The organism is Pseudomonas sp. LAIL14HWK12:I1 (assembly GCF_003202095.1).
GTDB lineage: Bacteria > Pseudomonadota > Gammaproteobacteria > Pseudomonadales > Pseudomonadaceae > Aquipseudomonas > Aquipseudomonas monteilii.
This window is the reverse complement of record NZ_QJKG01000002.1, coordinates 730,194-754,619: the sequence shown is the minus strand read 5'-3', so window position 1 is coordinate 754,619 and position 24,426 is coordinate 730,194. Positions and strand designations below refer to the sequence as shown.

Below are 24,426 nucleotides of genomic sequence, written 5' to 3'. Positions count from 1 at the left end.
AAGTCCTCAAGCCACCAGGCTGACCGCCAGCGGCAGGAACACCGCCGTGGCCACGCCCATCAGGCTCATCGCCAGCGCGGCAAAGGCGCCGCATTCATCACTTTCCTGCAGGGCCACCGAAGTGCCCACCGCGTGCGCGGTCACCCCCAGCGACATCCCTCGCGCCTCAGGGCTGTGTACCCCGAAGCGATTCAGCAGTGCCGGGCCGAAGATGGCCCCGATCACCCCGGTAATCAATACGAACACCGCAGCCAAGGCCGCCACGCCACCAATCTGTTCGGCCACCAGCATGGCGATCGGCGAGGTCACGGACTTCGGCGCCATGGTCATCAGGATCATGTGTTCGGCACCAAACCACCAGCCCAGCAACAGGCAGAACAGGGTGGCGAACAGGCCCCCGACTACCAGCGTAGTAAATGTGGGCCAGAACAGCTGGCGGATACGCCGCAGGTTGAGATAGAGCGGCACAGCCAGGGCGACAGTGGCAGGCCCCAGCAGGATGTTCATGATTTCGGTGCTTTTGCGGTACTCGCTGTAGTCGATACCGCACAGCAGCAATACACCGATTACCAGCAACATCGACACCAGCACCGGCTGCAGAAAGATCAAGCGGGTCTTTTCGTAGGCCGCCAGCACAACCTGGTAGGCCCCGAGCGTAATGCCGATACCGAACAACGGGTGATGGACGACTGCGTCAAGCGCGCCTTGCCAGTCGAGCATCATGGCTGCTCCTCACGCTTGCCCTGGCGCTGGATGAGCTTTTGCATCAGCACCCCGACAAACACCAGCGTCACCAGACAGGAAATCAGCAAGGCACCGACAATGGCCCAGAAATCAGCGGCAATGTCCTTGGCATACACCATCACCCCTACCGCCGGCGGCACCAGCAACAGCGGCAGGTAGCGCAACAGGCTACTGGCGGCCTCGTTCAACGGCTTGCCCACTTCACCGCGAGCCATGAGAAAGAACAACAGCAGCAACAGGCCAATAATCGGCCCCGGCAAAACCGGCACCAACAGGTGATTGATCGCCGTCCCCAGCAGCTGGAACAGCACCAGCCAGGTCAAACCACGCAACAGCATAAGCATCTCCCTCGGGCATGGTGGCCATTATAAGCACGCCCGGCTATAGACCGATATTCGCCGAAAAGCGGGCAACTTGACTGAAACGGTTAGCCGTGCTGATCTTGCACTTTCGTACCAACTGACAACCCGGAGAGTCCGCGATGCCCTATGTACCGGTTACAGAGCTTTCGCAGTACGTTGGTAAGGAACTGGGCCGCTCTGCCTGGCTCAAGATCGACCAGCAGCGCATCAACCTGTTCGCCGAGGCAACCGGCGATTTTCAGTTCATTCATGTCGACCCTGAGAAGGCGGCAAAAACACCGTTTGGCGGCACGATTGCCCACGGTTTCCTGACGTTGTCGCTGATTCCCAAGCTGATCGAGGACATCCTGGTCCTGCCGCAAGGGCTTAAGATGGTGGTGAACTATGGGCTGGACAGTGTGCGGTTCATTCAGCCGGTCAAGGTCGACAGCCAGGTGCGGTTGAAAGTGGAGCTGGCCGAGGTGACAGAGAAAAAGCCGGGGCAGTGGTTGCTGAAGGCGATTGCCACCTTGGAAATTGAGGGTGAGGAGAAGCCTGCTTATATAGCTGAGTCGCTTTCCCTGTGTTTTGTCTGACGCATTCCGGGGGCGCCGCGTGCGCCCCGATCCACAAATCCCCCGCACTCGCGTAAACTGCCAGCCTTCGCGCAGCCTAGGGCTGCCCCTGTCGATTTACCAAAGGTGCCCGCCATGCCCTGGCTGCAAGTACGCCTGGCCATCAGCCCGGAACAAGCCGAAACCTACGAAGACGCCCTGCTTGAAGTAGGCGCCGTCTCAGTCACGTTCATGGACGCCGAAGATCAACCGATCTTCGAGCCAGACCTCAACACCACCCCGCTGTGGTCGCACACCCACCTGCTGGCCCTGTTCGAGGCCGATGCAGAGCCTGAGCAGGTGTTTTCCCACCTGCGCCTGCTGACCGGCGCCGAGCTGCCCGAGCACCAGGCCGAAGTGATCGAGGACCAGGACTGGGAACGCAGCTGGATGGACAACTTCCAGCCGATGCGTTTCGGCCAACGTCTGTGGATCGTGCCGAGCTGGCACGATGCCCCGGAAAAGGACGCCGTCAACCTGCTGCTCGACCCGGGCCTGGCCTTCGGCACTGGCACCCACCCCACCACGGCCCTGTGCCTGGAGTGGCTGGATGCCCAGCAAATGGAAGGCACCCAGGTGCTGGACTTCGGCTGTGGCTCGGGCATCCTGGCCATTGCCGCGCTGCTGCTGGGCGCCCGTGAAGCTGTCGGCACCGACATCGACGTGCAGGCCATCGAGGCTTCGCGCGACAATGCCCAGCGCAACGGCATTGCCGATGAAAAGCTGGCGCTGTACCTGCCCGAGCAAATGCCGGCCATGCAGGCCGACGTGCTTGTCGCCAATATTCTGGCCGGCCCGCTGGTATCGCTGGCGCCGCAGTTGTCCGGCCTGGTCCGCCCAGGTGGCCTGCTGGCCCTGTCGGGCATCCTCGCCGAGCAGGGCGAAGAAGTGGCTGCCGCCTACGCCGCCGACTTCGAGCTGGACCCGATCGTCGTGCGCGACGGCTGGGTGCGCATCAGTGGTCGCCGCCGTTAAGCGGGCCTAGAATAGTCTTCTGCACAGCTCCCGGATTGCCGCATGACCGACAGTTTCGTCACCCAGTGCCCGCATTGCCAGACCAGCTTTCGCGTCACCCACCACCAGTTGAACGTGGCTCGCGGTGTGGTGCGCTGCGGTCACTGCTTGCAGGTGTTCAATGCCGCCAAGCAGTTGCTGGAGCAGAACCGCGCCAATGCTCCGGTGGTGCCTGCGCCAGTACCCGCTATGCCGGCCGAACCGCTGATCGAACAGGCGGTCACCCCTGAGCCCGCCATCGAAGTACGCAACGATAGCGCTGACGATGCCTGGGCGCTTACCGCCCAGGCCCTGGATGAGCTTGACCTCGACAAGGAACTGGAGCGCCTGGAGCGTCGTGGCCAACCGGCACCCACACGCCCGGCCAACCTGGAGGGTGGGCTGCAGGCACGGCGCGACGAGCTGCACCCGGACGAGCACGCAGACGACCTGTTTGGCACGGCCACCGACGAGCCCTTCGAACCCCAACAGCCGGCAGAAGCCGCCCCGGTGCTGCCGGAGCCAGAGTCCCTGGCGCTGGACCTGGAACCGGCACCCGGCGAGCGCACCGAGCCGACCCTGGGCAGCAACCTCGACCTGGATATCGATGACGAGCCGCCCGTACACCGCGCGCCCGAAATCGATAAGCAGCCTGCCTTCAGCGAGCCACTGCACGCCAGCGATGACGAAATACCGGAAAAAGGCCTGAGCGCCCGCGACGATGAGCCGCTGGCGCTGGATCTGTCGGCCCGCGACGATGAACCTGACGAGCCACTACCCGGCGACCGCCTTGAACCAGGCCTTGCCAGTAAACCCGAGCGCCCGGCACGCAAGGAACCGCTGGTCGACGTGGTCGACGACCCGCTGCAGCTGGGCTGGGAAAAACCCGCCCCCAACTGGGGCAAGCGTTTGCTGTGGGGTTTTCTGACCTTGCTGGCTGCTGGCCTGCTGGCCTTCCAGTACGTGTGGTTCCACTTCGACGAAATGGCCCGCCAGGACCAATACCGGCCAATTTTCCAGCAGATCTGCCCGATGGTCGGTTGCCAGGTGCCCACCCGCGTCGATATTGCACGCATAAAGAGCAGCAACCTGGTGGTGCGCAGCCACCCCGACTTCAAGGGTGCACTGATCGTCGATGCGATCATCTACAACCGCGCCCCCTTCTCCCAGCCGTTCCCGCTGCTGGAACTGCGCTTTGCCGACCTCAATGGCCAGCTGATCGCCAGCCGTCGCTTCAAGCCCAGCGAGTACCTTTCAGGCGAATTGGCAGGGCGTGGCGACATGCCCAGCCAGACGCCGATCCATATTGCCCTGGACATCCTCGACCCGGGGCCGAAGGCCGTCAACTACAGCCTGAGCTTCCGTTCCCCGGAATAGGCAGTGCACCAGCGGGGCTGCCAGGCGGCCCCGCTGTCCATATGTCGCACCAAAAGTCATAAGCCGACAACTGTTCAGATTTTATCCAGATCCATCTTTATCCGGTCACCGAGAGCGGGTATCATGCCAACCCTTTTTCGAACTCCAAGATTCGGCCCCACAACAGGGATCACCTATGTCGGCGGTACGCATCGGCCAATACACACTGCGTAACAACCTGATCCTCGCGCCCATGGCCGGGGTCACGGACCAGCCTTTCCGTACACTTTGCCAGCGCCTGGGCGCGGGCATGGTGGTGTCGGAAATGGTCAGCAGCGACATGAGCCTGTGGAACAGCCGCAAGTCGAGCCTGCGCCGCATCCATGAAGGTGATCCCGAGCCACGCTCGGTGCAGATCGCCGGCGGTGATGCGCAGATGATGGCAGCGGCGGCGAAGGCCAACGTCGAAGCGGGCGCCCAGATCATCGATATCAACATGGGCTGCCCGGCAAAAAAAGTCTGCAACAAAGCTGCAGGCTCTGCTTTATTGAGAGATGAAGCCTTGGTCCACGAAATCCTCCACGCCGTTGTAGGCGCCGTGGATGTTCCGGTGACCCTGAAGATCCGCACCGGTTGGGACCGGGCGAACAAGAACGGCCTGAACGTGGCGAAGATCGCCGAACAGGCCGGCATCCAGGCGCTGGCGGTGCATGGCCGTACACGCGCCGACCTGTACACCGGCGAGGCCGAATACGACACCATCGCTGCCATCAAACAGGCGGTGTCGATCCCGGTTTTTGCCAACGGCGATATCACTTCGCCAGAAAAGGCCCGGGCGGTGCTGGATGCCACCGGGGTCGATGGCCTGTTGATCGGCCGCGCCGCCCAGGGGCGGCCGTGGATCTTTCGCGAGATCGAGCATTACCTGCGCACTGGCGAACACCTTTCAGCGCCGCAGCTGGACGAAGTGGAACGCATCCTGCTGGAGCACCTGGCCGCGCTGCATGCCTTCTATGGCGATGTGATGGGCGTACGTATCGCCCGCAAGCACGTTGGCTGGTACCTGGCAACACGACCCGGCGGCAAGGAGTTTCGCTCCCGGTTCAACGCTTTGGAAGACACACAAGCGCAGTGCGCCAACGTTCGCGCGTTTTTCGGTGAACGTCGACAGAGCCTTGAGACAGAGGACGGACAAGGGGTGGCCGCATGACGATGATGACCGAGACATTTGTGAGTGGAACAACGCCCGTGAGCGACAACGCCAACCTGAAACAGCACCTCAACACGCCGAGCGAAGAGGGCCAGACCCTTCGCGACAGCGTCGAGAAGGCGCTGCACAACTACTTCGCCCACCTGGAAGGCGCGACCGTGACGGACGTGTACAACCTGGTGCTCTCCGAAGTCGAGGCGCCCCTGCTCGAATGCGTGATGAACTACGTGAAGGGCAACCAGACCAAGGCCAGCGAGATGCTCGGGCTGAACCGAGGCACCCTGCGCAAGAAGCTCAAGCAGTACGACTTGCTGTAAGCCAGAATCCCAACCAGAAAAGGCGGCTCCCTGAACAGAGGCGCCTTTTTTGCTGACTCCACCGCGTTATTGGAACCCGAAATGACCGACCAGACTACCCGCCTGCCAGTCCGCCGCGCCCTGATCAGCGTCTCCGACAAGACCGGTATCCTCGAATTCGCCCGTGAGCTGCAACAGCTCGGTGTCGAGATCCTGTCCACCGGCGGCACCTACAAGCTGCTCAAGGACAACGGCGTGAACGCGGTGGAAGTGGCCGACTACACCGGCTTCGCCGAAATGATGGATGGCCGGGTCAAGACCCTGCACCCGAAGATCCACGGCGGCATCCTCGGCCGTCGCGGCACCGACGACGCCATCATGAACGAGCACGGCATCAAGCCGATCGACCTGGTCGCGGTCAACCTGTACCCGTTCGAAGCCACCATTTCCAAGCCGGGCTGTGACCTGCCGACCGCTATCGAGAACATCGACATCGGCGGCCCGACCATGGTCCGTTCGGCTGCCAAAAACCACAAAGACGTGGCCATCGTGGTCAACGCCAGCGACTACGCCGGCATCGTCGAAGGCCTTAAAGCCGGTGGCCTGACCTACGCCCAGCGCTTCGACCTGATGCTCAAGGCGTTCGAGCACACTGCCGCCTACGATGGCATGATCGCCAACTACATGGGCACCATCGACCAGGCCAAGGACACCCTTTCGACTGCCGATCGCAGCGAATTCCCGCGCACCTTCAACAGCCAGTTCGTCAAGGCCCAGGAAATGCGTTATGGCGAGAACCCGCACCAGAGCGCGGCGTTCTACGTAGAAGCCAAGAAAGGCGAAGCCAGCATTTCCACCGCCATCCAGCTGCAAGGCAAGGAACTGTCGTTCAACAACGTGGCCGACACCGACGCCGCGCTGGAGTGCGTGAAGAGCTTCGTCAAGCCGGCCTGCGTCATCGTCAAGCACGCCAACCCGTGCGGCGTGGCCGTTGTGCCTGAAGACGAAGGCGGTATCCGCAAGGCCTACGACCTGGCCTATGCCACTGACACCGAGTCGGCATTCGGCGGCATCATTGCCTTCAACCGCGAGCTGGACGGCGAAACCGCCAAGGCCATCGTCGACCGCCAGTTCGTCGAAGTGATCATCGCGCCGAAAATTTCCCAGGCTGCCCGTGAAGTGGTTGCCGCCAAGCAGAACATACGCCTGCTTGAGTGCGGCGAATGGCCTGCCGAGCGCGCCGCCGGTTGGGACTTCAAGCGCGTCAACGGTGGCCTGCTGGTGCAGAGCCGCGATATCGGCATGATCACCGCTGATGACCTGAAAATCGTCACCAAGCGCGCCCCGACCGAACAGGAAATCCACGACCTGGTGTTCGCCTGGAAAGTGGCCAAGTTCGTCAAGTCCAACGCCATTGTCTACGCCAAGCAGCGCCAGACCATCGGCGTAGGCGCTGGCCAGATGAGCCGCGTCAACTCCGCGCGCATTGCTGCAATCAAGGCCGAGCATGCTGGCCTGCAGGTGCAGGGTGCGGTCATGGCCTCGGACGCGTTCTTCCCGTTCCGTGATGGCATCGACAATGCGGCTAAAGTGGGTATCAGCGCCGTGATCCAGCCGGGTGGTTCGATGCGTGATGCTGAAGTCATTGCTGCTGCCGATGAAGCCGGCATTGCAATGGTGTTCACCGGTATGCGCCACTTCCGCCACTGATTTACGACAATCGGCCGCACTGAAGCAGGCATCTGCTGCGTTGGGGCCGGTTCCGCTGATGCTCATTGCCAAAAGGCAACTCCGCTCATCGGAACCGGCCCCGCCTTGCATCTACCTGCTCCAGTGCGACCTCGTACAGCGTGAAGCTTTGCCTTACGCCCGAAAGAATTCGAGGTTTTGACATGAAAGTTTTGATCATCGGCAGCGGCGGCCGTGAGCACGCCCTGGCCTGGAAAGTCGCCCAGGACCCACGCGTCGAGAAAGTCTTCGTTGCCCCGGGCAACGCCGGCACTGCCATTGAAGCCAAGTGCGAAAACGTCGCCATCGACGTCTGCGCGCTGGAGCAACTGGCCGACTTCGCCGAGAAGAACGTCGACCTGACCATCGTCGGCCCGGAAGCACCGCTGGTCATCGGCGTGGTGGACCTGTTCCGCAGCCGTGGCCTGGACTGCTTCGGCCCAACCAAGGGCGCGGCCCAGCTGGAAGGCTCCAAGGCCTTCACCAAGGACTTCCTGGCACGCCACAAGATCCCGACCGCCGACTACCAGAACTTCACCGAAATCGAGCCTGCACTTGCCTACCTGCAAGAGAAAGGCGCACCGATCGTGATCAAGGCCGACGGCCTGGCTGCGGGCAAAGGCGTGATCGTCGCCATGACCCTCGAAGAAGCCGAAGCCGCCGTGCGTGACATGCTGGCCGGTAACGCCTTTGGTGAAGCCGGTTCGCGTGTGGTAATCGAAGAGTTCCTCGACGGCGAGGAAGCCAGCTTTATCGTCATGGTCGACGGCCACAACGTGCTGCCCATGGCCACCAGCCAGGACCACAAGCGCGTCGGCGACCAGGACACCGGCCCGAACACCGGCGGCATGGGTGCCTACTCCCCTGCCCCGGTGGTGACCGCCGACGTGCACCAGCGCGTGATGGACCAGGTCATCTGGCCGACCGTGCGCGGCATGGCCGAGGAAGGCAACGTCTACACCGGCTTCCTCTACGCAGGCCTGATGATCGACAAGGCGGGCAACCCCAAAGTCATCGAGTTCAACTGCCGCTTCGGCGACCCAGAGACCCAGCCGGTCATGCTGCGCCTGGAGTCGAGCCTGGTGCTGCTGATCGAAGCCGCTTTCGCCAAGGCGCTGGACAAAGTCGAAGCTCAGTGGGACCCGCGTCCAAGCCTGGGCGTGGTGCTGGCAGCTGGCGGTTACCCTGGCGACTACGCCAAGGGCGAGGCGATCAGTGGCCTGGACGCTGCGGCCAAGATCGAAGGCAAGGTGTTCCATGCCGGTACTTCGCTCAAGGATGGCCAAGTGGTCACCAACGGCGGCCGCGTTTTGTGTGCCACCGCCATGGGCAGCACCGTTGCTGACGCGCAGCAGCAAGCTTACCGTCTGGCCAAGGAAGTGAGCTGGAACGGCAGCTTCTACCGTACCGATATCGGTTATCGGGCCATCGCCCGCGAGCGCGGTGAGCACCAGCAGTAAGTACTACCGGAGCGCCGTAGCGCTTTCAGCGCACGGCATCCGGCTCGTCGACAAGGCCCGCCACGGGCCTTGCCTTCGACTTGGCGCGCCGCGCATAGTGAGTACCCGGCACATCGACCAAGAAGGGATTTCGTAGTGCGTCGGCTTCGGATTGCCTCAGCTCTGATCGTCAGCTTGCTGACCTTGCTCTGCATGTTCCCGGCAGCTGCCGAACATGACGGAGGCTGGACCGTTCTGCTCGACGAACAGGCCAACCTGCAACTGAGCGATGTGCGCTCCGAGCGCTACCGCAACCAGTTCAGCCCTCTGATTCTCGCCGAGCTGGATGCAGCGCCTGCGGAACAGGCCTTGTGGCTGCACTATCGCCTGCAACCCGGCGACCAGGAACAACTGCTGCGGGTATTTGCCCCGGACCTTTCTGGCCTGGACCTCTACGCCCTCGAGGGCAACCAGCTTCTGCGTCAGCTGCACCACGGGCGCCTGGCCGGCAACGCCAGCCCCACCCTGCGTGGCAGCGACCATGTATTACCCCTGCCCAACAGCAAACAACCGCTGGACATCTACCTGCGCCTGGTCTCAGAACACCAGCTACGCCCGGCCATCAGCCTGGAACCGGCAGCCGTAGCGGCCTCAGACCAAAGCCAGCCCCTGCTGTTCGGCATGCTGTTCGGCGGCCTGGTGATGCTGATCATGCACAACCTGATCCGCTTCCTCTACAGCCGTTCCACCACCACCCTGATCCTGGCGCTGTACCACGGCCTGATGCTGCTCAGCGGCCTGATCCTGCTGAACCTCAGCGGTCCTTGGTGGCATGTGTGGCACAACGCGCAAACACCCGCCGCCTACCTGACACTGGTGCTGGCAGGCCTGGCCGGGCTGTATTTCACCCAACATTTCTTCACGCCGTGCAATTCGCCACGGCTTAACCGCCTGCTGCAAGGTGAAATGCTGGTGGTCGGGGTCAGCGGCCTGGTGCTGCTGTTCGTCGACACCCTGCCCCTCAACCTGATGACCTACGCCCTGCTGGCCTTGGGCAGCGTGAGCATGCTGCTGGTCAGCAGCTACCACTGGTACCGTGGCTATGCACCGGGGCGCCTGTTCAGCCTGGCCATGGTGGTGTTCAACCTGGGTGGCCTGGTGCTGCTGCCGGCCCTGTTGGGCCTGACCCGCACCTCGACGCCCTGGTTGCTGTGCATCCTGTTGGGTCTGACCGTGGTCAGCGGGCTGCTGCTGAACCTGGCCGTCAGCGAACGCCTGCGGCGCATGAGCGAGGAGCGCTTCAGCGCCAGCCGTGCACTGGCCGCCAGCGATGCCGAAATCAATGCCAAGGCCGAGTTCCTGGCCAAGATCAGCCACGAAATCCGCACCCCTATGAATGGTGTACTGGGCATGACCGAACTGTTGCTGGGCACACCGCTGTCGGTCAAGCAACGCGACTACGTGCAGACCATCCACAGTGCCGGTAACGAGCTGCTCACGCTGATCAACGAAATTCTCGACATTTCCAAGCTGGAGTCCCGGCAGATCGAGCTGGATGATGTGCAGTTCGACCTTAACGCGCTGATCGAGGACTGCCTGAACATCTTCCGCGCCAAGGCCGAGCAACAGAACATCGAGCTGATCAGCTTCACCCAGCCACAGGTGCCGCGCGTGATCAGTGGCGACCCGACGCGCCTGCGCCAGGCCTTGTCGAGCCTGTTGGAGAATGCGCTGAAAAACACCGACCAGGGCGAGATCCTGCTGGTGGTGGCGCTGGACCAGCGCGGCGAGGTACCACGCTTGCGCATTGCCGTGCAGGACAGCGGCGAGCCGTTGCCCGCCGCCGACCGCGAAGCCTTGTTGCAGGCCGAGTTGCACAGCCACCACTTCCTGTCCAGCAATAAGCTGGGCGGCCACCTTGGCCTGGTCATTGCCAAGCAGCTGATCGGCCTGATGCAGGGCGAGTTCGGCATCAAGAGCAGCACGGGCATGGGCAACACCCTATGGCTGACCCTGCCGCTGGACCCTTCACGCCTGGAGCAACCACCGGCCGACCTCGAAGGCCCGCTGCGCGATGCCCGTGTGCTGGTGGTGGACGACAACGACACCTGCCGCAAGGTGTTGGTACAGCAGTGCAGCGCCTGGGGCATGAACGTCAGCGCGGTGCCATCGGGCAAAGAAGCCCTGGCGCTGCTGCGTACCAAGGCGCACCTGCGGGACTACTTCGACGCCGTGCTGCTGGACCAGAACATGCCCGGCATGACCGGTATGCAGCTGGCCGCCAAAATCAAGGAAGACCCGAGCCTGAACCACGACATCCTGGTGGTGATGCTCACCGGTATCAGCAATGCGCCGAGCAAGGTCATTGCGCGTAACGCCGGGGTCAAGCGGATACTGGCCAAGCCGGTGGCCGGCTACACGCTGAAAACCACCCTGGCCGAGGAACTGGCACAGCGCGGCCGCGAGCAGGCGGTGCCTGCCAGCCTGCCAGGCATCCCGCAGGCGCTGGACCTGCCTGGCAACTTCCGCGTGCTGGTCGCCGAGGACAACAGCATTTCGACCAAAGTGATCCGCGGCATGCTCGGCAAGCTCAACCTCGAGCCCGACACGGCCTGCAATGGCGAAGAAGCCCTGCAGGCGATGAAAGCGCAGCGCTATGACCTGGTGTTGATGGACTGCGAGATGCCGATACTGGACGGCTTCTCCGCTACCCAGCAACTGCGCGCCTGGGAAGCGGCCAACCAGCGCCAGCGCACGCCGGTGGTGGCGCTGACGGCGCACATTCTGGCCGAACACAAGGAGCGCGCACGGCTGGCGGGCATGGACGGGCACATGGCCAAGCCGGTGGAATTGTCACAGTTGCGCGAGCTGATCCAGTACTGGGCCAACCAGCGGGAAACCCTGGTAGATCCAGCGCATACTTCCTAGCTGACACAAGCATCAGTATTGCTGAGGACTACGCCCCATGCTCCATGAGTTGTTCAGCGTCTACCTGAAAATGCTCGTGCTCTACAGCCCGTTCTTCGTGCTGTCGTGCTTCATCAGCCTGACCCGCGGCCACTCCAGCAAGGAGCGCAAGCAACTGGCCTGGAAGGTGGCCTTCGCGGCGCTGGTCGCCAGCGTGCTGCTGTACCTGTTCGGTCGGGTGATTTTCGGTATTTTTGGCATCACCGCTGACGCCTTCCGCATCGGAGCCGGCAGCGTGCTGTTCATCTCGGCCCTGGGCATGGCCCAGGGCAAACCGGCCGTGCAGGCCGATAACGTGCAGCAAGATGTGACCATCGTGCCGCTGACCATTCCGCTGACCGTCGGCCCCGGCACCATTGGTGCCCTGCTGGTGATGGGCGTCGGCCAGCCGCACTGGGATGACAAGTTGCTCGCCATCATCAGCATTGCCCTGGCCAGTTTCACCGTGGGCCTGGTGCTGTACCTGTCACACGGTATCGAACGCATTCTTGGCGAGCAGGGCCTGCAGATCGTCAGCCGCTTGATGGGCCTGTTTGTCTGCGCATTGGCAGCGCAGATCATCTTTACCGGTATCAAGGGATACCTGATGCCCTAAACCTCCATTTCATGGATTTCCTTCAAGGCAATCTTCACCAGTGCCCGCTCGACACCGCTGCGACGTTCCTGATTGAACAGGCGTGTATTGAAACGCACCAGCTCTGCGGCCACCTGCATGTTGCGGCGCTCGCGAAACAGAAAGCCATTGGTGAATACCGCCGTGTTGCCAGCCTCGTGGTACACCACAATGTCCACGTAGTTGCCACTGACTGGCGCGCAGGACAACAGTTGAAACTGCGCTCGGTCCCTGCTGCGAGACTCGAAATGCAGCAAGGGTTTGCCGTTTCTCTTTAGCGCCTCGAACGCCAGCGCCATGCTGCTGGAATGCTGAGCCCCTGCGACGGCGTCGATCTTGCTCAACGCCTGATCGACAATTCTGGGCCGCTGCGGGTCCGGCCAATGGACTTCTTCAGCAGACTTCGCGTCCCACCCCAGGTACATCAACTTCTTGCGGTAGTAATCGTATTGTTCCTGCTGCGTTGCTTTGGCCATGTCTTGCAACGTCACGGTCTCGGCCCATAACGAAGCAAGCTTCACGGCCTGACGCTGCTCAAGGCTGACGCCGGGAATGAACGACACCAGGCTTGCGCCTACGACTACGGCTTCATGCTGTTGCATCGCCACCCTCCGGCTTCAACACGCCTAGATCAATGATTTTTCCAACATGCTGTGTTCGCTCAAGTAGATCGTGCAGGCCTTGGCGATGAGCGACAGTCAGGTATTCGCTCAATGTTCCGGCACTGGCCCGCAGGTCTATCCCCTCGGCAGGTATGGGCTGCAAACGGGTATCGGGACGAATCTGTGATGCAGGCAAGGCACTCTTGAACGCCAACCCACACATATCCAGAGACGCATCAGGCAGCATCACGCCCAGCTCGTAGGCGCAGTGTGTGGTCTTGTCCTGCTCCGCCAGCGTGAAGGGTTGCAGGTGCTTCTGCACCACCACCTGCGAGAGCAGGGTAATGGCAGCCCGCAAATGACCCGCCAGGCTGGGATGACGGGCCTGCAAATCGTCGCTGAGCCGCTGAACCGGCACCAGTGATTGCCCAGCCTGCGCCTGCTGGTGATCACTGCGGCTGCGCACGACCACCCAGCCTCGCTCCTCCAGTGCCGTGCGGTACCCGCTGTACCAGCGCCCGTAGTGGATAAACCGTGAGCCGTTCAATTTGTCCGAGCGCAGCTGGGCAAACAGAATCGAGTCCAGCGCATACTGCCTCAAGGGCTGCGCCGCGTCCGCGACCAGCAGCGCGGTGCCACCAACGAGCCACAAGGAGTAGCCTTCCTTACTCATTGCAATACCTCGAATTTCAAACGTGCAGAATGAAGAACGGGGCCCGCAGGCCCCGTTTGCTCTCAAATCTCGTATTCGTCGGCGGCCTTGACGGCCTTGTCAGCGAGTTTCTGCTCGATCGTTGCGCGCACCTGGTCGGTGTAGACCACTTCATTCAAGGCAAGTACTGCCGAACCGCAGTAGCGGTCTTTGCTTGAACTCTTCCATTCGAACACCGTGGTATTCAGGTCGTTTTCACTTGGCGAAGCACTGAATGCGTTCACCAGCATGAACAGTTCGCCCTCAGGCGTTTCAATGCACGTTCCCAACCCTGTGGTCGAGACCGGGTTGCCTTTGACGTTCTGCTTGTAGACCTTCTGTGCTTCTTCAATGTTACCGAGCGCATTGATGGCATCGCCGGCCAGCTTGGCCATGGCCTCGCCTACCGGCCCGCCGAGCAAGGCCTTACCTGCGGCACTGGCGACCTTGAAGGCAATCGGGCCCAGGGTCAGCGATGCGCTCTGGTCGTAGTCACGTTCGTAAGAGCGTCGCCCCGCCACCCAGCCCAGGGTGCGCATCACCTCCAGAAACTTGTTGAACCAGGCTTCGGACTCACCGTCACGGTCATGCAGCTTGGACGCCACGCGAGAAGCGAACTGGAAGGTGGTCTTGGCATCGCGTCGGCTTTGCGCCGACATGCCTGCGCTCAGCGCTAGAAGAGATTGTTCGACAACAGCGATGCTATCGCCACTGGAAGCGTTGATATCGTTCATGTACAGGGTCCTTGAATGCCCCGATGGGAATCATCGAGGGGCATTCACCCTATGCCGTAAACGACGAGGGAACAGGCATGAACCGGTTCCCTCGGTGCCTCACTCGGCAGACGGGTACCAGCGCGGGGTATACACCCACTGCTTGCCGTCGGCGCTGGGGAATTGGCAGGTCGTGGACGAGCCGACCAGAACCATGGTGCGCATGTCGACCATTTCTGGCAACAGCTCGGCCAATGTGACTACCTTCAGCGTCTGCCCCGGCCTACCGATGTCACGGCCAAGGACTACAGGGGTGTTGCCATCGCGATGCCGGCGCACAACCTCCAGTGCCACACCCAACTGATGAGGCCTGGCTTTGGAGATCGGGTTGTAGAAGGCCAGCACCAGGTCAGCCTGAGCCGCCAGGTCCAGGCGCTTCTCGATGATGGACCAGGGCTTGAGGTTGTCCGACAGCGACATCACGCAGAAGTCGTGACCTAGCGGTGCACCTGCCTGGGCGGCCGTTGCAAGCGAGGCCGAAACGCCAGGCAGGATCTCGAGGTCGACGCGGTGCCACGCCGGGTCACTGGACTCATGCAACGCTTCAAGCACCGCAGCAGCCATGGCGAACACGCCCGGGTCACCCGACGACACCACCACCACCGAACGGCCCTGGGCCGCCAGCTCGAAGGCATGCCGGGCGCGCTGCATCTCTTCACGGTTGTCGGTGCAGTGCAGCACCTGGTCGTCACGGAACGGCCCGGCCATGCGCACGTAGGTTTCATAGCCAAGTACGTCTTCGGCACGCGCCAGCTCTGCCTTCACCGCCGGCACCATCAGTTCGGCAGCGCCCGGCCCCAGGCCGATAACGGCCAGACGACCACGACGGCGGCCAACCTGCGCCACCTCGACCGGGGCAGGCGCCACGGCAATGGCCGCACCCTCAAGCTCGGTCAGCCGGGCATCGGGCAACGCCGCCGCAATCATGCTGGCCACCCCGTCTGGATTGGCAGCGAAGCGCAAGGCCACACCCAACGCCTGCGCGGCCTCATGCAAGCCGCTGTCGGCCATGGCCTGCTCGTCTGCCAGCAGACAGGCTACCGATGGCTCGGCGATGCCAGCCTGCTGCAGTGCGGCACGAATACCGTGCAGGTTACCGCCTGCAACAGCCACAACCACCGAACGCGGGTGAATCAGCAATTCGTCGCGGTTGGCCGGGCGCGCCTGATGCCCCACATGAATGGTGCGCCGAGCCGCCTCGCTGGCGGGTAACTGCGCCTGCTGCAGCCAGGGGGCATCACCTTCGATGCGCACCGATTCGCCGGCCAGGAGGTCGGAGACAAAGCGCTTGCCTTGCTCGATATCCGCCAGGGCATAGCCCTGTGGCGGGTTCAGCAAGCAGGTACCAAAACGCAGCTCGCCACTGGTGGTAATGGCAGCGGCAACCCCCAGTGCTTCAGCCAGTTCACGCGCCATCACGTTCACGCCGCTCAGGCCACCGAGTAACGGCACTACCGCGCTGCCATCTTCGGCCACGGCCAGCACCGGCGGCTCGACGCCCTTCTCGCTGAGCAGGCTGGCCAGGCTACGGATGACGATACCTGCAGCGCACAGGGCGATGATCGGCGTGTCCTGCTGGTACAGCCGGCGCAGGGTGTCGCCGAACGCGGTGTAGTGAAGGTCGACACCTTCGACCCGGCCTTCCAGGCCATGGATCGACGCCTGCGGGTAACGCTTCTGGATTCGCTGCGCGGTGGCCAGGCTGCCTGGGCCAAGGATGACGATGGCGGGTGCCTTGTGCATGTTCAACCCTGCCATTTTTCACCCGGCACGATGATCAGCGAGAAGTACGGCGACGACTGCGGGTCAACCAGGTCCAGCGGCACGATCTTCTGGTTGGCCATGGTGGCCCGCTCCACATACAGCGCACGCCCGTCCAGGCCCAGTTCGGCGAGCACCTCGCGTACCTTGGGGAAGTTGCGACCAAGCTTCATGATCACCGCAGCATCGGCGTCGGCCAGGCGGCGCTTGAGCTCTTCGGCCGGCAATACACCCGACAACACCGACAGGCTCTGGTTGCGGTAGACCAACGGCGCGCCCAGCACCGAAGCACCACCGAGCATCGAGCAGACGCCCGGGATCACTTCGGCCTCATACCGCTGCGCCAGGCGATCGTGCAGGTACATGTAGGAGCCGTAGAAGAACGGGTCGCCTTCGCAGATCACCGCCACGTCGCGGCCGGCATCCAGGTGCTCGGCCACCTGCACGCTGGCTGCGTCGTAGAAGTCGCTGATCACCTGTTCATAGGACAGCGGCGCTGGCAGGGCTTCGGTGGTAACCGGGTAGACCAGTGGCAGCAGGGTCTGCTCAGGCTGCAGGTGTGCCTCGATGATACCGAAGGCGTTGCCACGCTTGCCCTTGGCCACGAAGTAACCGACCACAGGCGCTTCGCGCAACAGGCGCAGGGCCTTGAGGGTGATCAGTTCAGGGTCGCCAGGGCCCACGCCCAGGCCCAGCAGTCGTCCACGCGGCGCCATCATTCCACCTCCGTGGCCAGGGCGTTGACCGCGGCGGCGGCCATCGCGCTGCCGCCCAGGCGGCCCTGCATGATCACGAACGGCACGCCACGGCTGTCGGCGGCGAGCATCGCCTTGGACTCGGCGGCGCCGACGAAACCGACCGGGAAGCCGAGGATCAGCGCCGGCTTGGGAGCGCCCGCGTCAATCATCTCCAGCAGGTAGAACAGCGCGGTAGGCGCGTTGCCGATCACCACCACGCTGCCTTCCAGGTATGGGCGCCACAGCTCGAGGGCTACGGCGGAGCGGGTATTGCCAGCATCCTTCGCCAGGCCTGGCACGCTCGGGTCGCGCAGGGTGCAGATAACCTTGTTGTCTGCGGGCAGGCGTGCCCGGGTAATGCCTTCAGCCACCATGTGCGCATCGCAAAGGATCGGCGCGCCGTTAAGCAGCGCTTCGCGCCCGGCCCGGCCGGCACCTTCGGAGAACTGCAGGCCGTCGATGGCATCGACCATGCCGCAGGCGTGGATCACGCGCACGGCGAGCTTTTCGAGGTCTGCGGGAATCCGCTCGAGCCGGGCTTCCTCACGGATGATCCGGAAGGAATTGCGATAGATCTCCTGACCATCGCGGATGTAGTCAATCATCAAGGTGCTCCGTCGGCAGGTCGAGCATGGCGCCTGCTTCATTCAAGGTAAGGTCGGTGGCGCGCAGGGCTCCGAAGCCCGGATGGCGCGCATCACGCAGGTACAGGTCATAACGGCCCGGTGAACGGGCCAGCAAAGTGGCCGGGGCTACATGAGCCACGGCGCAGGAACGGGGGCAACCGGACAGGTGCACGCTGGCGGGTACACCTGGGCCCAGCAGCGCGGCCAAGGCAACGGCGTCGGCCTTGGTCTCGCCAAGGGCCTTGGCGCAGCCGCTGGCGCCAGTGCAGGCGCTGATACGTGCCAAGGGTTCATGGTCGTGGCACAGCAAGCCCAGCGCAGACAGTTCGGCCTGGGCCTGATCGATGTGTCGTTCTTGCAGATTGGTCACCACCAGGCTTTGCCAGGGGCTAAGGCGCAGGCTGCCATCGCCCCATTCACGGGCAATACATGCAGCACCGCGCAACATGGCTGGGGTCAGGCGGCCTTGGGGCGGGGCAACGCCAAGGGCAAGGCCTCGAGCCTGGGGTAGCACCCCCAGCCAAGAAGCACGGTGTGGTTCGCGTCGCCATGTGAGCACAGCGTCGTCGCGGCGGATGTCCAGCCCGAGCCCATCGACGAAATCGCTTGCCGGGTACACCTCAAGCAACTGGCGCATGCGCGCCTGCGCAGGGGTTGCCAGGTCGAGAAAGCGCTCCAGCACGGCACGCACCAGCGCCAGACCTTGCTCCAGCGGCACCGCACCGAGCGCCAGGCCATCTGCCGGGCAACCCGCCAGGCCGAACGCCAGCCAGGTCTGCTGCTCCAGGCGCAGGGCCGACAGCCACAGGTCGTGAGGGTGTTCGAGCATGGCCAGGCGTTCGCCGGCATCCAGCTGCACGGCGAACTTGGCCGACAGTTGATGGAAGCGCGGGGTGCTTTCCAGCATAAGGAGGATCTGCTCGGCCAACGGCCGCGCATCCAGCAGCATGGCTGGGTCATGCCCGGCCAGCGGGCTTAGCATCAGGTTGCGCACATCATCACCGGCCGCTTCGCGGGGGCCCAGGCCGGCAAGGAGCAACGTGTCGATCAGCGCACGGTGCTCGCTGCCGATGCCACGAATTTGCAGGTTGCCACGGTTGGTGGCCTCGATCACACCGCCGGCGAAGCGCTCGGCCGCCGCCGCCACCGCTTCGGCCTGGCTGACCAGCAGCAGGCCGCCCGGCAGCTTGATGCGGCAGATGCCGCCGTCACGGGCACTGACGATGCGCCACAACCCCGGGCAGGCCGAGGGGCGGGGCGAAACGTTGGGAGCATGGGCCTGCGTCAAAGGGGCGTCCGGCAATCTGTGAAAATGCGCTTGAGTGTAGAAGGCGCGGTATTATGCCTGCTTTGTCCGGCGGCATGAAAAGCCGGTGGTCGAGCATCATTCGAGTTTGAGCAGATTTTTGGGTGCGCAGCGGCCCCAAAATCTTGAAGAGGTATACATGGCACCCTGGCTGACAGTAGTAGGCATCGGCGAAGACGGCTTCAGTGGCCTGGGCAAACAGGCCCGGCGCGCGCTGCTGGGTGCTGCGCGGATCTTCGGCAGCCCGCGCCAGCTGGCCTTGCTGCCACGCTGCGTGCCCGGCGAACGGCTGGGCTGGCCAAGCCCGTTCTCGCTGGCCCCGGTGCTGGCCTTGCGCGGCGAGCCAGTGTGCGTGCTGGCCAGCGGCGACCCGATGTTCTACGGCGTCGGCGCCAGCCTGGCGCGTCAGGTGCCTGCCGATGAAATGCGCGTGCTGTCGATGCCCTCCTCTTGCGCCCTGGCCGCTGCGCGCCTGGGCTGGCCGCTGCAGGACGTGCAAGTGGTGTCGCTGGTCGCCCGCCCCTTGGCGGCGCTCAATGCCCACCTGCACAGCGGTGTGCGCTTGCTGGTGCTGAGCAACGATGGCGACAGCCCGGCGGCCGTTGCAGCATTGCTTCGCGAACGTGGCTTCGGGCCAAGCCGCCTGCGGGTTTTCGAACACCTGGGTGGCCAGGAAGAACGCGCATTGGAGGGCACCGCCCAAAACTGGCCGCACGCCGAAACCGCAGCGCTCAACCTGGTGGCCATCGAATGCCTGGCCTCACCCGAAGCGCCACGCCTGCATCGCCTGGCCGGGCTGCCGGACAGTGCCTTCCGGCACGACGGCCAGCTGACCAAGCGCGATGTCCGCGCTATCACACTGGCGCGCCTGGCGCCCCAGCCCGGCGAACTGCTGTGGGACGTGGGCGCCGGCTGCGGCTCGATCGGCATCGAATGGATGCGTGCCCACCCGGCCTGCCGCGCACTGGCCATCGAGGCCGACGAAGGCCGCCAGGGCTTCATCGAACATAACCGCAATGCGCTGGGTGTACCTGGCCTGCAACTGGTTCGCGGCAAGGCGCCAATGGCACTGCAAGGCCTGGAACAGCCCGATGCCATCTTCATCGGCGGCGGCGTCACCCGTGAAGGCGTGCTGGACTTTTGCTGGGCGAACCTGCGCCCCGGCGGCCGGCTGGTGGCCAACGCAGTGACCTTGCAAAGCGAACTGGCCCTGGCGCACTTTCGCGAACAGCACGGGGGTGAACTGACCCGCCTGCATGTCGCCCATGCCCAACCCTTGGGCACGTTCGATACCTGGCGCCAGGCGCTGCCGATCACCCTGCTGGAAGTGATGAAGCCCGCCGATGCGTGAAGAAACCCGCGAACAGCCGGCGCCCCTGCGCAGCGGCCTGACCACCGGCAGCTGCGCTACCGCCACCAGCCTGGCAGCGGCCAAGCTGCTGCTCACCGGCCAGCAAGACGATGCAGTGGATATCACCCTGCCCAAGGGCAAGGTGGTGCAGATGCGCCTGGAGTTCTGCCGCCTGATCGGCGAAGGCGCCGAAGCCGGCACCCTCAAGGATGCGGGCGACGACCCGGATGTGACACACGGCGCCTTGCTCTACAGCCAGGTGCGTCTGTTGGCCGAGACGGGCATCCGCTTTGTCGCGGGGATCGGCGTCGGCACCGTGACCCGGCCGGGGCTGGTGCTTGCGGTGGGCGAACCGGCCATCAACCCGGTACCTCGGCGCATGATCACTGAACACCTGCAGCGCCTGGCCGATGAGTGTGGCTATCCCGGCGGTTTCGAGGTCACGGTCAATGTGCAGGGCGGTGAGCAACTGGCCCTGAAGACCATGAACCCGCGCCTGGGCATACTGGGCGGGCTGTCGATCCTCGGCACCAGCGGCATCGTGCGGCCGTTTTCCTGTGCAGCCTATATCGCCTCGATTCATCAAGGCATCGACGTGGCCCACACCAACGGCTACACGCATATCGCCGCCTGCACCGGCAACGCCAGCGAAGACACCATGCGCCGCGTCTACGGCCTGCCAGAAATCGCCCTGATCGAAATGGGTGATTTCGTTGGCGCAGTGCTCAAGCACCTGCGCAAGGTGCCGGTGCCACGCCTGAGCCTGTGCGGTGGCTTCGGCAAGATCAGCAAACTGGCGGCCGGGCACATGGACCTGCACAGCCGCCATTCCAGCATCGACCTGCCGCAACTGGCTGGCTGGGCTGCAGACATTGGCGCTGACGAAGCGTTGCAGGCCGCCATCATCGGCGCCAACACCAGCCAGCAAGCACTCGCTCTCGCTCATGCGGCCGGCGTTGCCCTCGGTGATGCCGTGTGTGCCCACGCCCTGGCCTTCGCCCGCAGCGTGGTGCCGGCACAGGTGCAAGTGGAAGTGTTCGCCATCGACCGCCAAGGCGGCATCGTTGGCCGGGCGGGCGTGCAATGACTGCGCGCATTCTGCTGTTGGGCGGCGTCACCGAGGCCCTGGCCATCGCCCGCCGCCTCGGCCCGCAGCACGTTTACAGCCTGGCGGGTATCGGCCGCGTGCCGCAGGACCTGCAATGCCAGGTGCGGGTCGGTGGCTTTGGCGGCGCTGAAGGCCTGGCCAGCTACCTGCGCGAGGCCGGTATCACGCTGTTGATCGATGCCACCCACCCTTACGCCGCGCAGATCAGCCGCAACGCCGCCAGTGCTGCGCGTATTGCCGGCATCCCGTGCTGGGCCTTGCGACGCCCGGCCTGGCAGGCGCAAGCGGGGGACGACTGGCGCGAGGTCGAGGACTGGGCGGCGTTGATCGAGGCGCTCAAGCCGTTTCGCAGGCCGCTGTTCACGCTGGGGCGAGAGCCGCTGCAACATCTGGACGAAATACCGCCGGAACAGTTCTGGACCTTGCGGGCGTTGGAGGCATGCCCTGGCAACGAGCGTTGCGAAGTGATTGGTGCCCGCGGGCCATTCCATATCGAGGATGAACAGGCGTTGTTCCGGCGCCGCAGGATCGATGTGCTGATCAGCAAGAACAGCGGCAGTGTGGCGACCGAACCGAAGCTCGAAGTGGCGCGGGAGTTGAATGTGCCGGTACTGATCCTGAAGCGCCCGGTGCTGCCGGAAGTTGACCGACAATTCGGCTCACTGACTGATCTGGCAACAGCGCTCCTACACTGATTTCAGATTTTTCTTCCAGCCTGCCAAGTGGCCCGATACCGCCCTACTGCCTTAAACTCAATTCCCCCACCCCGGAAGGTTTCACCCATATGGAAATGCAATGGTGGATCTGGCTGGTCTTCGGCATCGCGCTGATCCTGCTCGAACTGGTCCTGCCGACGTTCTTCATCCTCTGGTTCGGCATCGGTGCCGTGCTGGTCTCGCTCACCTCGCTGGCCGCCCCCAGTCTGCAACTGGACATGCAGGTATTGCTGTGGGTGTTGCTGTCGTCGGTCACCACCGCGTGTTGGTTCAAGCTGTTCCGGCGCAAGCAGCCGGATGTGCGCTGGACCGCCGACAGCGTGATCGGTGAAGTGGGCTTGCTGACCGCTGGCGTTTCGGAGTTCCAGAAAGGCCGCGTGCGCTTCCAAAAGCCGATTCTGGGTAACGAAGAATGGACCTGCATCGCCGACAGCGAGATCCCTGCTGGCGAGCGGGTGCGCCTTACCGCCATCGAGGGGAACACCGCCCGCGTCATCCGGGCCTGAACCTGCACTAAAAGGAATTTCGCATCATGACCAGCCTTATCGTCGTCGCGGCCATCGCCCTGTTCGTCCTGATCACCGTGTTCAAGGGGGTGCGTATCGTGCCCCAGGGCGAGGAATGGATCGTCGAGCGCCTGGGCCGCTACCACAGCACGCTCAAGCCCGGCCTGAACATCCTCATCCCCTACATGGATGTGGTCGCCTACCGCCTGCCGACCAAAGACATCATCCTCGATGTGCAGCAACAGGAAATCATCACCAAGGACAACGCAGTCATCGTCGCCAACGCGCTGTGCTTCGCCAAGGTGGTCGACCCGCAGAAGGCCTCCTACGGCGTGCAGAACTTCTCGTTCGCCGTCACCAGCCTGACCATGACTTCGCTGCGCGCCATCGTCGGTGCCATGGACCTGGACGAAGCCTTGTCCAGCCGTGAGCAGATCAAGGCACGTTTGCGCGATGCGATGTCGGAGCAAACCGAAGACTGGGGCGTGACCGTGCGCTCGGTGGAAATCCAGGACATCAAGCCCTCCGAGAACATGCAGCTCGCCATGGAGCGTCAGGCGGCAGCCGAGCGTGAGCGCAAGGCCGATGTAACCCGTGCCGAAGGCGCCAAGCAGGCGGCGATCCTTGAAGCGGAAGCACGCTTGCAGGCCGCCAGGCTGGATGCCGAAGCGCAGATCAGCCTGGCCGAGGCCTCGGCGCGGGCGATTTCGCTGGTGAAGGAAGCGGTGGGCAACGAGACCGTGCCGGCCATGTACCTGCTGGGCGAGCGCTATGTCGGGGCCATGGAGAACCTGGCGGGCAGCAGCAATGCCAAGGTGGTGGTGTTGCCAGCTGACCTGCAAGAGACCGTGCGGGGGTTGATGGGCCGCAACAAGGCCTGAGATTGATTTGACCTGCTTCGCGGGCACGCCCGCGAAGCAGACGACACCGCTTCAACTGCCCACCTGCGTCACTTCACCGCACCCCGCCATTTTTACCTATACTCCGCCTTACAATACCCACCACGATTCCTGACCGGATCTCTCCATGCCCCCACGTCGGCACATTGCCTGGATAGCCTGCCTTGCAGTGCTGTTCAACCTGCTGGCCATGCCGCTGTCTTCTGCTGCGCCCAAGGGCCCGGCCGAGCAGTTGCTGTGGGGGGCTTTCTGTTCCAGCATGGCCAACAAGGCCAAAGTCGACGTCCAGGCCCTGGCCAAGATCGACCTCGGCACGCAAAACGACGACAGCGCCAGCATGATGAACTGCTGGTGCTGCTCGGGCGCCGCACCGCTGCTGGCCCTGCCCGGCTACCCGCCACAGTTGCACAACCCGCCGACACTGCTCGCCGGGCTATTGTCGCCACCGGCTGACTACCAACCCTCGCCGCGCCAACTTTGGCCTGCGCTCAACCCCCGTGCCTCTCCGCTGGCCTGAGTTCATCACGTTGTCTGCCTGAACCTGAACAGAACGGAGATTCACCATGCTCAAGCACGCCCTCGTCATGGCCGCCCTGCTGCTGCCTGGCGCCTTTGCCAATGCCCACGAATACAGCGTGGGCGACCTGCACATCGCCCACCCCTGGTCACTGCAGTTACCACCCAACGCGCCGAACGTCGCGGCGTATTTCGTGGTGCACAACAATGGCAAGACCGATGACCGCCTGCTCAGCGTCAACAGCCCCATCAGCGATGACGCGCAACTGCACGAGCATGTCATGAGCGCCAGCGGCGCCATGAAGATGCAGCAGGTGCCCAGCGTGGTGGTACCTGCCGGCAAGGACCTGACCTTCGCCCCCAGCGCCTACCACGTGATGCTGATGCAGCCCAAGGAGCGCAGCCTGCTCACCGACGGCAAGCGCTTCCCGTTGACCCTGCACTTCGAAAAGGCCGGCAACATCACTGTTGAGGTGGCCGTGCAGAAGCAGGCGCCAGCGGACCAGCCGCAAGCCCACGAACACGCGCACTGA

Annotated in this window: 25 protein-coding genes; 16 read left to right on the top strand and 9 right to left on the bottom strand. The window is 63.6% G+C overall.

Features of this window, described 5'->3' with window-relative positions; genetic code table 11:
- Window positions 1-6: 6 nt before the first annotated feature.
- Together D906_RS08375 and D906_RS08370 are read right to left on the bottom strand one after the other, a co-directional pair.
- A complete protein-coding gene (locus D906_RS08375) occupies window positions 7-723 on the bottom strand; it encodes an LrgB family protein (protein ID WP_025754329.1) in 717 nt (238 codons plus the stop codon).
- On the bottom strand, window positions 720-1,082 hold the full coding sequence (locus D906_RS08370; RefSeq protein ID WP_019099791.1) for a CidA/LrgA family protein: 363 nt from the start codon (window positions 1,080-1,082) through the stop codon (window positions 720-722). The genes D906_RS08375 and D906_RS08370 overlap by 4 nt, the downstream gene beginning before the upstream one ends.
- 143 nt (window positions 1,083-1,225) lie before the next feature.
- Between D906_RS08370 and D906_RS08365 the strand changes: the two genes are divergently transcribed.
- The 9 genes from D906_RS08365 (at window position 1,226) to D906_RS08325 (ending at window position 12,283) form a co-directional block, all read left to right on the top strand.
- Window positions 1,226-1,681 (top strand): MaoC family dehydratase, encoded by a 456-nt coding sequence (locus tag D906_RS08365; RefSeq protein ID WP_019099790.1) that lies wholly within the window; start codon window positions 1,226-1,228, stop codon window positions 1,679-1,681.
- Between the two features lie 114 nt (window positions 1,682-1,795).
- A complete protein-coding gene (gene prmA / locus D906_RS08360; RefSeq protein ID WP_027614880.1) occupies window positions 1,796-2,674 on the top strand; it encodes a 50S ribosomal protein L11 methyltransferase in 879 nt (292 codons plus the stop codon).
- A 42-nt stretch (window positions 2,675-2,716) separates the two neighbouring features.
- Window positions 2,717-4,069: a DUF3426 domain-containing protein gene (locus tag D906_RS08355; protein ID WP_027614879.1), complete on the top strand. Its 1,353-nt coding sequence runs from the start codon at window positions 2,717-2,719 to the stop codon at window positions 4,067-4,069.
- Between the two features lie 175 nt (window positions 4,070-4,244).
- The gene (dusB, locus tag D906_RS08350; RefSeq protein ID WP_027614878.1) at window positions 4,245-5,258 is read left to right on the top strand and encodes a tRNA dihydrouridine synthase DusB; all 1,014 of its coding nucleotides are present in this window, start codon (window positions 4,245-4,247) and stop codon (window positions 5,256-5,258) included.
- Window positions 5,255-5,575 carry a DNA-binding transcriptional regulator Fis gene (fis, locus tag D906_RS08345; RefSeq protein WP_019099786.1) on the top strand — a complete coding sequence of 107 codons (321 nt, stop codon included), beginning with the start codon at window positions 5,255-5,257 and terminating at the stop codon, window positions 5,573-5,575. The genes dusB and fis overlap by 4 nt, the downstream gene beginning before the upstream one ends.
- Before the next feature lie 81 nt (window positions 5,576-5,656).
- Window positions 5,657-7,264, top strand: coding sequence for a bifunctional phosphoribosylaminoimidazolecarboxamide formyltransferase/IMP cyclohydrolase (gene purH / locus D906_RS08340; protein ID WP_027614877.1), 1,608 nt, complete (start codon window positions 5,657-5,659; stop codon window positions 7,262-7,264).
- A 182-nt stretch (window positions 7,265-7,446) separates the two neighbouring features.
- Window positions 7,447-8,742 (top strand): phosphoribosylamine--glycine ligase, encoded by a 1,296-nt coding sequence (gene purD, locus D906_RS08335; RefSeq protein ID WP_019099784.1) that lies wholly within the window; start codon window positions 7,447-7,449, stop codon window positions 8,740-8,742.
- A gap of 135 nt (window positions 8,743-8,877) precedes the next feature.
- Complete coding sequence (locus D906_RS08330; protein WP_019099783.1) at window positions 8,878-11,649, top strand: hybrid sensor histidine kinase/response regulator; 2,772 nt, start codon at window positions 8,878-8,880, stop codon at window positions 11,647-11,649.
- A 37-nt stretch (window positions 11,650-11,686) separates the two neighbouring features.
- Window positions 11,687-12,283: a MarC family protein gene (locus D906_RS08325; RefSeq protein ID WP_016712205.1), complete on the top strand. Its 597-nt coding sequence runs from the start codon at window positions 11,687-11,689 to the stop codon at window positions 12,281-12,283.
- Here the strand turns inward: D906_RS08325 and D906_RS08320 are convergent.
- From D906_RS08320 to cobG, 7 genes are all read right to left on the bottom strand, one after another.
- Window positions 12,280-12,903, bottom strand: coding sequence for a hypothetical protein (locus tag D906_RS08320; protein ID WP_019099782.1), 624 nt, complete (start codon window positions 12,901-12,903; stop codon window positions 12,280-12,282). The genes D906_RS08325 and D906_RS08320 overlap by 4 nt on opposite strands.
- Window positions 12,890-13,576 (bottom strand): hypothetical protein, encoded by a 687-nt coding sequence (locus D906_RS08315; RefSeq protein ID WP_019099781.1) that lies wholly within the window; start codon window positions 13,574-13,576, stop codon window positions 12,890-12,892. The genes D906_RS08320 and D906_RS08315 overlap by 14 nt, the downstream gene beginning before the upstream one ends.
- Before the next feature lie 62 nt (window positions 13,577-13,638).
- The gene (locus D906_RS08310) at window positions 13,639-14,328 is read right to left on the bottom strand and encodes a hypothetical protein (protein ID WP_025754332.1); all 690 of its coding nucleotides are present in this window, start codon (window positions 14,326-14,328) and stop codon (window positions 13,639-13,641) included.
- A 99-nt stretch (window positions 14,329-14,427) separates the two neighbouring features.
- A complete protein-coding gene (cobJ, locus tag D906_RS08305) occupies window positions 14,428-16,125 on the bottom strand; it encodes a precorrin-3B C(17)-methyltransferase (protein ID WP_081741844.1) in 1,698 nt (565 codons plus the stop codon).
- A complete protein-coding gene (locus D906_RS08300; RefSeq protein WP_025754333.1) occupies window positions 16,113-16,847 on the bottom strand; it encodes a precorrin-2 C(20)-methyltransferase in 735 nt (244 codons plus the stop codon). The genes cobJ and D906_RS08300 overlap by 13 nt, the downstream gene beginning before the upstream one ends.
- The gene (locus D906_RS08295) at window positions 16,844-17,470 is read right to left on the bottom strand and encodes a precorrin-8X methylmutase (RefSeq protein WP_016489386.1); all 627 of its coding nucleotides are present in this window, start codon (window positions 17,468-17,470) and stop codon (window positions 16,844-16,846) included. The genes D906_RS08300 and D906_RS08295 overlap by 4 nt, the downstream gene beginning before the upstream one ends.
- Entirely contained in the window at window positions 17,463-18,794 is a 1,332-nt protein-coding gene (cobG, locus tag D906_RS08290; protein WP_019099777.1) for a precorrin-3B synthase, read from the bottom strand. The genes D906_RS08295 and cobG overlap by 8 nt, the downstream gene beginning before the upstream one ends.
- 142 nt (window positions 18,795-18,936) lie before the next feature.
- Between cobG and D906_RS08285 the strand changes: the two genes are divergently transcribed.
- The 7 genes from D906_RS08285 (at window position 18,937) to D906_RS08255 (ending at window position 24,426) form a co-directional block, all read left to right on the top strand.
- A complete protein-coding gene (locus tag D906_RS08285; protein ID WP_027614875.1) occupies window positions 18,937-20,148 on the top strand; it encodes a bifunctional cobalt-precorrin-7 (C(5))-methyltransferase/cobalt-precorrin-6B (C(15))-methyltransferase in 1,212 nt (403 codons plus the stop codon).
- Entirely contained in the window at window positions 20,141-21,235 is a 1,095-nt protein-coding gene (locus D906_RS08280) for a cobalt-precorrin-5B (C(1))-methyltransferase (RefSeq protein WP_016712213.1), read from the top strand. The genes D906_RS08285 and D906_RS08280 overlap by 8 nt, the downstream gene beginning before the upstream one ends.
- On the top strand, window positions 21,232-21,951 hold the full coding sequence (locus D906_RS08275) for a cobalt-precorrin-6A reductase (protein WP_027614874.1): 720 nt from the start codon (window positions 21,232-21,234) through the stop codon (window positions 21,949-21,951). Before D906_RS08280 ends, D906_RS08275 begins: the two co-directional genes overlap by 4 nt.
- Window positions 21,952-22,040: 89 nt before the next feature.
- The gene (locus D906_RS08270) at window positions 22,041-22,478 is read left to right on the top strand and encodes an NfeD family protein (RefSeq protein WP_016712215.1); all 438 of its coding nucleotides are present in this window, start codon (window positions 22,041-22,043) and stop codon (window positions 22,476-22,478) included.
- A 26-nt stretch (window positions 22,479-22,504) separates the two neighbouring features.
- The gene (locus D906_RS08265; protein ID WP_016712216.1) at window positions 22,505-23,359 is read left to right on the top strand and encodes an SPFH domain-containing protein; all 855 of its coding nucleotides are present in this window, start codon (window positions 22,505-22,507) and stop codon (window positions 23,357-23,359) included.
- 145 nt (window positions 23,360-23,504) lie between these two features.
- Window positions 23,505-23,894, top strand: coding sequence for a DUF2946 domain-containing protein (locus D906_RS08260; protein WP_019098903.1), 390 nt, complete (start codon window positions 23,505-23,507; stop codon window positions 23,892-23,894).
- 46 nt (window positions 23,895-23,940) lie between these two features.
- On the top strand, window positions 23,941-24,426 hold the full coding sequence (locus D906_RS08255) for a copper chaperone PCu(A)C (RefSeq protein WP_019098902.1): 486 nt from the start codon (window positions 23,941-23,943) through the stop codon (window positions 24,424-24,426).

Excerpts from the sequence above, each read along its gene's own strand:
- D906_RS08270 (WP_016712215.1), top strand. The coding sequence starts at position 22,041 with ATGGAAATGCAATGGTGGATCTGGCTGGTCTTCGGCATCGCGCTGATC.
- D906_RS08320 (WP_019099782.1), bottom strand. The coding sequence starts at position 12,903 with ATGCAACAGCATGAAGCCGTAGTCGTAGGCGCAAGCCTGGTGTCGTTC.
- D906_RS08310 (WP_025754332.1), bottom strand. The coding sequence starts at position 14,328 with ATGAACGATATCAACGCTTCCAGTGGCGATAGCATCGCTGTTGTCGAA.
- fis (WP_019099786.1), top strand. The coding sequence starts at position 5,255 with ATGACGATGATGACCGAGACATTTGTGAGTGGAACAACGCCCGTGAGC.
- D906_RS08285 (WP_027614875.1), top strand. The coding sequence starts at position 18,937 with ATGGCACCCTGGCTGACAGTAGTAGGCATCGGCGAAGACGGCTTCAGT.
- prmA (WP_027614880.1), top strand. The coding sequence starts at position 1,796 with ATGCCCTGGCTGCAAGTACGCCTGGCCATCAGCCCGGAACAAGCCGAA.
- D906_RS08375 (WP_025754329.1), bottom strand. The coding sequence starts at position 723 with ATGATGCTCGACTGGCAAGGCGCGCTTGACGCAGTCGTCCATCACCCG.
- purH (WP_027614877.1), top strand. The coding sequence starts at position 5,657 with ATGACCGACCAGACTACCCGCCTGCCAGTCCGCCGCGCCCTGATCAGC.
- dusB (WP_027614878.1), top strand. The coding sequence starts at position 4,245 with ATGTCGGCGGTACGCATCGGCCAATACACACTGCGTAACAACCTGATC.
- D906_RS08365 (WP_019099790.1), top strand. The coding sequence starts at position 1,226 with ATGCCCTATGTACCGGTTACAGAGCTTTCGCAGTACGTTGGTAAGGAA.
- purD (WP_019099784.1), top strand. The coding sequence starts at position 7,447 with ATGAAAGTTTTGATCATCGGCAGCGGCGGCCGTGAGCACGCCCTGGCC.
- cobJ (WP_081741844.1), bottom strand. The coding sequence starts at position 16,125 with ATGGCAGGGTTGAACATGCACAAGGCACCCGCCATCGTCATCCTTGGC.
- D906_RS08280 (WP_016712213.1), top strand. The coding sequence starts at position 20,141 with ATGCGTGAAGAAACCCGCGAACAGCCGGCGCCCCTGCGCAGCGGCCTG.
- D906_RS08325 (WP_016712205.1), top strand. The coding sequence starts at position 11,687 with ATGCTCCATGAGTTGTTCAGCGTCTACCTGAAAATGCTCGTGCTCTAC.
- D906_RS08355 (WP_027614879.1), top strand. The coding sequence starts at position 2,717 with ATGACCGACAGTTTCGTCACCCAGTGCCCGCATTGCCAGACCAGCTTT.
- D906_RS08260 (WP_019098903.1), top strand. The coding sequence starts at position 23,505 with ATGCCCCCACGTCGGCACATTGCCTGGATAGCCTGCCTTGCAGTGCTG.
- D906_RS08370 (WP_019099791.1), bottom strand. The coding sequence starts at position 1,082 with ATGCTGTTGCGTGGTTTGACCTGGCTGGTGCTGTTCCAGCTGCTGGGG.
- D906_RS08315 (WP_019099781.1), bottom strand. The coding sequence starts at position 13,576 with ATGAGTAAGGAAGGCTACTCCTTGTGGCTCGTTGGTGGCACCGCGCTG.
- D906_RS08275 (WP_027614874.1), top strand. The coding sequence starts at position 21,232 with ATGACTGCGCGCATTCTGCTGTTGGGCGGCGTCACCGAGGCCCTGGCC.
- D906_RS08265 (WP_016712216.1), top strand. The coding sequence starts at position 22,505 with ATGACCAGCCTTATCGTCGTCGCGGCCATCGCCCTGTTCGTCCTGATC.
- D906_RS08300 (WP_025754333.1), bottom strand. The coding sequence starts at position 16,847 with ATGATGGCGCCGCGTGGACGACTGCTGGGCCTGGGCGTGGGCCCTGGC.
- D906_RS08295 (WP_016489386.1), bottom strand. The coding sequence starts at position 17,470 with ATGATTGACTACATCCGCGATGGTCAGGAGATCTATCGCAATTCCTTC.
- D906_RS08255 (WP_019098902.1), top strand. The coding sequence starts at position 23,941 with ATGCTCAAGCACGCCCTCGTCATGGCCGCCCTGCTGCTGCCTGGCGCC.